This is a genomic window from Kribbella sp. NPDC004536 (genome assembly GCF_042873835.1).
GTDB lineage: Bacteria > Actinomycetota > Actinomycetes > Propionibacteriales > Kribbellaceae > Kribbella.
In genome coordinates this window covers 56,537-59,233 of record NZ_JBIALY010000007.1, presented here as the reverse complement: position 1 = coordinate 59,233, position 2,697 = coordinate 56,537, and the positions used below count along the sequence as shown (strand labels likewise).

The following is a 2,697-nucleotide window of genomic DNA, read 5'->3' as shown; positions in this document are numbered from 1 at the left end:
ATCCGCTGCCTCAAACGACTCATCGCCCGCCAGATCTACTACACCCTCCAACACCCCAAACCCACCCCGAACCAGCAGCCAACCGCCGCTTGACACCCATAGGAGCATCCAATTGGGCCGGGGCCTCGTGTTGCGCCCAGTTGTCGCGCTCAGCCAGCAGATGGTGCTTGGGGTTGGTGAGTGTCGGACGTCCGGGCCTGCCTGACCTGATATCCACAGGTTCGAAGTTGTGTGTTCGCGGCGGTGCCGATCCGAATACTTTCCCTGGCATGAACGATCCCTTGGCGGACGAGGTCCGCGATCCCCGGACAAAGACCAACACGATGTTGCGCCTCGCCGACGAACGCGCCGAGCCGCGCTCTCGCCCGCGGGCTGTCGCGCCGTGGGAGCGGAGCTTCAACGAAACCGGAAGTGATGAGGACTTGGCACGGGTCGGAGTCGCCGGGTGCTTGTTCGCGGAAGGCCGGGACGACGAGGCGAGAGCCGAACTGGCCGCAGTCATGGCGAACAAATACTTCTACAGCCCGGCATGGGCGCGTGCCGCGGAGCTACTCGAAGCGATAGGCGAGGAGGAGGAAGCGCTGGACTGGTACGAGGTGGCAACCGACCGCGCAACGGCCGAAGAGGTCTCCCGCTCCCGGATGCTCCAGCGGATGGTGACTGGCCGTCGCCGGGTGAAGTGGGCGCTGCAGGTGCCGCTGGACGGTATCGATCTACTGGGAGTGCAGGGAGACAAGGAGGCGCGGGAGAGGGAGGCCGACCTGCGCGAGCTGCTGCGAGAGCCGATGGTCGTCGGAGGACAGATCCAGGTATGGGACCGCGGTGAGTTCGACGCCGGCGTGCCGTGGCGCAACCAGTTCGTCGGCGACGATCCCGATGCGTACTGCCGCAAGGTCGAGCGGACGCTGCGTCTCGAGGACCGCCGGGTGACGATCGCTACGTGGACGTACGGCGGTTTCCTGGACTGCTTGGAAGACGCAAGACTCCAGCAGCAGGACGTCCCCGACGGCCGACGGATCGTCTGGCCGCCGGCGCGCAACGAGGCGTGTTGGTGCGGTTCCGGTGTGAAGTACAAGAGGTGCTGCGGCGGGCCATTGCCTGCCGTCGAGCCGGTATCGGCTCCCGGCGATTCGACTGGGTAGGGTGTCGCGCATGGCGGATGAGGAGTTTCGGGTTGAGGTTGTGTTGAGGGACGAGGGTCATCGGCTCACGTTCTGGGACCGGTTGCGGGCGTTGGACCTGGATGACGACGCTCAGAAGCGGCTCGGGAGTCAGGTGACGGTCACCCGCGACGGGGATCGGATGCTGATGTACACCCACACCCTCGAAGACGCTCAGGAGGCGGAGCGGACCGCCAAGGAGCTGGTGGCTGCGGAGCGGCTCGAGGCGACTTCGACGATCACGCGGTGGAACGCTGCCGAACAGGACTGGACCGACCCGAGTGTGCCGGTCGGACCGCATGACGCGGCCGGGGACGCGGCCAAGAACGCGGACATGGAGGTTCCGGATCCGCGCTATGTCGTACTGCAGGCGTACAAGCCCGAGTTCCTTCGCGACCTCGGTCTCTAGAGCTTCAGGGAGGTAAATCGGGCGGAGAGGTCTTCGATCCACTCGGGTGGGGTTCGGTGGTCGGGTAGTGGGACGCCAGCCTCGCTACGCCAGAGCGCGTCGCCAAGGGCGGTGCGGAGGTGCCAGGCCATCACGCGTTCGGGATCCAGCGCGTGGCCGGTGTACTCGCGGTAGTGATGCATGGTCGCCGTGACGAGCTCGACGCCAGGGCCTGTTCCGGGGAACGCACGGAGGTCGTACTCGCGGTCGGCGAGGCCTGCTGTTTCGAAGTCGACGACGGCGCGGAGCTGGTCGCCGTACCAGACCTGGTTGCCGCCGTGAAGGTCAGCGTGTACGAGTACCGGTGGGCGCGGGGCGGACAGGATCTCGTCTGTCCAGTCGCACCAGCGGAGGACCGTCGCGCGTTGATCGGGGCGTACCCATTTGCCGAACTGGTCGCGCAAGGTGTCGGTTGTCGCGGGCTGAAGCGGCGCGGGCGGTAGGTCGGGCAGGCGGTCGAGTGACCCGTGCAGGGAGCTGAGGAAGTGCGCGAGTTGACGGCCGGCTTCATCGCGGTCGATCGCGTCGACTACCTCGAACAGCGACCTTCCCGGGGCGAGCTCTGTCACGAGCAGCAGTGGATCGGTGCTGCTCGCAACCACTTTCGGGAGGTACGGGACTGCTGGGGCGCGGGTCAGTGCGTCGAGTACGGCGATCTCGTGGGCGAGGCGCTGCGCTGCCGGGCGGGACCAGGCGAACTTGACGAAGTACCGGTTGCCGAGCACGGCGCTGGAGGACCACCACATTGGCTCGTCCTTGTTCACCAGCTCGCGGGCGACGATCGGAAGGTCGCTCAGCCGAGGGGCAACCTCGCGTACTGCTTCCGCGATCGCTGAGGTTGAGTACTCGTCGAGCCACCTCATGTGCCTAGTCTGGCAGGCATGGATGTCACGTTGCGGCCTGTGGTGGCGGAGGACCTGCCGTTGCTCCAGCGGTTCGCGGTCGAGCCGTGGCTGATCGGGCTCGACTGGAACGGGTACCGGGACCCGCAGGCGCCGGTGCGGCGGTACGCCGAGGACGGCTTCCTCGGCAAGGACGACGGCCGCCTGATGGTCCGGACCAGAGCCGAGTCCTCTGAGCCTGGGGTCG

Annotated in this window: 3 protein-coding genes and 1 pseudogene; 3 read left to right on the top strand and 1 reads right to left on the bottom strand. The window is 66.7% G+C overall.

Features of this window, described 5'->3' with window-relative positions:
- The first annotated feature begins 269 nt into the window (after nucleotides 1–269).
- Nucleotides 270–1,142: an SEC-C metal-binding domain-containing protein gene (locus tag ACFYRU_RS39380; protein WP_387669035.1), complete on the top strand. Its 873-nt coding sequence runs from the start codon at nucleotides 270–272 to the stop codon at nucleotides 1,140–1,142.
- Nucleotides 1,143–1,182: 40 nt separating this feature from the next.
- Nucleotides 1,183–1,569 carry a hypothetical protein gene (locus tag ACFYRU_RS39375; RefSeq protein WP_387669032.1) on the top strand — a complete coding sequence of 129 codons (387 nt, stop codon included), beginning with the start codon at nucleotides 1,183–1,185 and terminating at the stop codon, nucleotides 1,567–1,569.
- On the opposite strand, the gene ACFYRU_RS39370 is transcribed toward ACFYRU_RS39375, so the two are convergent.
- Nucleotides 1,566–2,471: a phosphotransferase family protein gene (locus tag ACFYRU_RS39370; RefSeq protein WP_387669030.1), complete on the bottom strand. Its 906-nt coding sequence runs from the start codon at nucleotides 2,469–2,471 to the stop codon at nucleotides 1,566–1,568. The genes ACFYRU_RS39375 and ACFYRU_RS39370 overlap by 4 nt on opposite strands.
- An 18-nt stretch (nucleotides 2,472–2,489) precedes the next feature.
- On the opposite strand from ACFYRU_RS39370, the pseudogene ACFYRU_RS39365 reads away from it, so the two are divergent.
- Nucleotides 2,490–2,697: pseudogene (locus ACFYRU_RS39365) on the top strand (hypothetical protein); the annotation flags it as partial.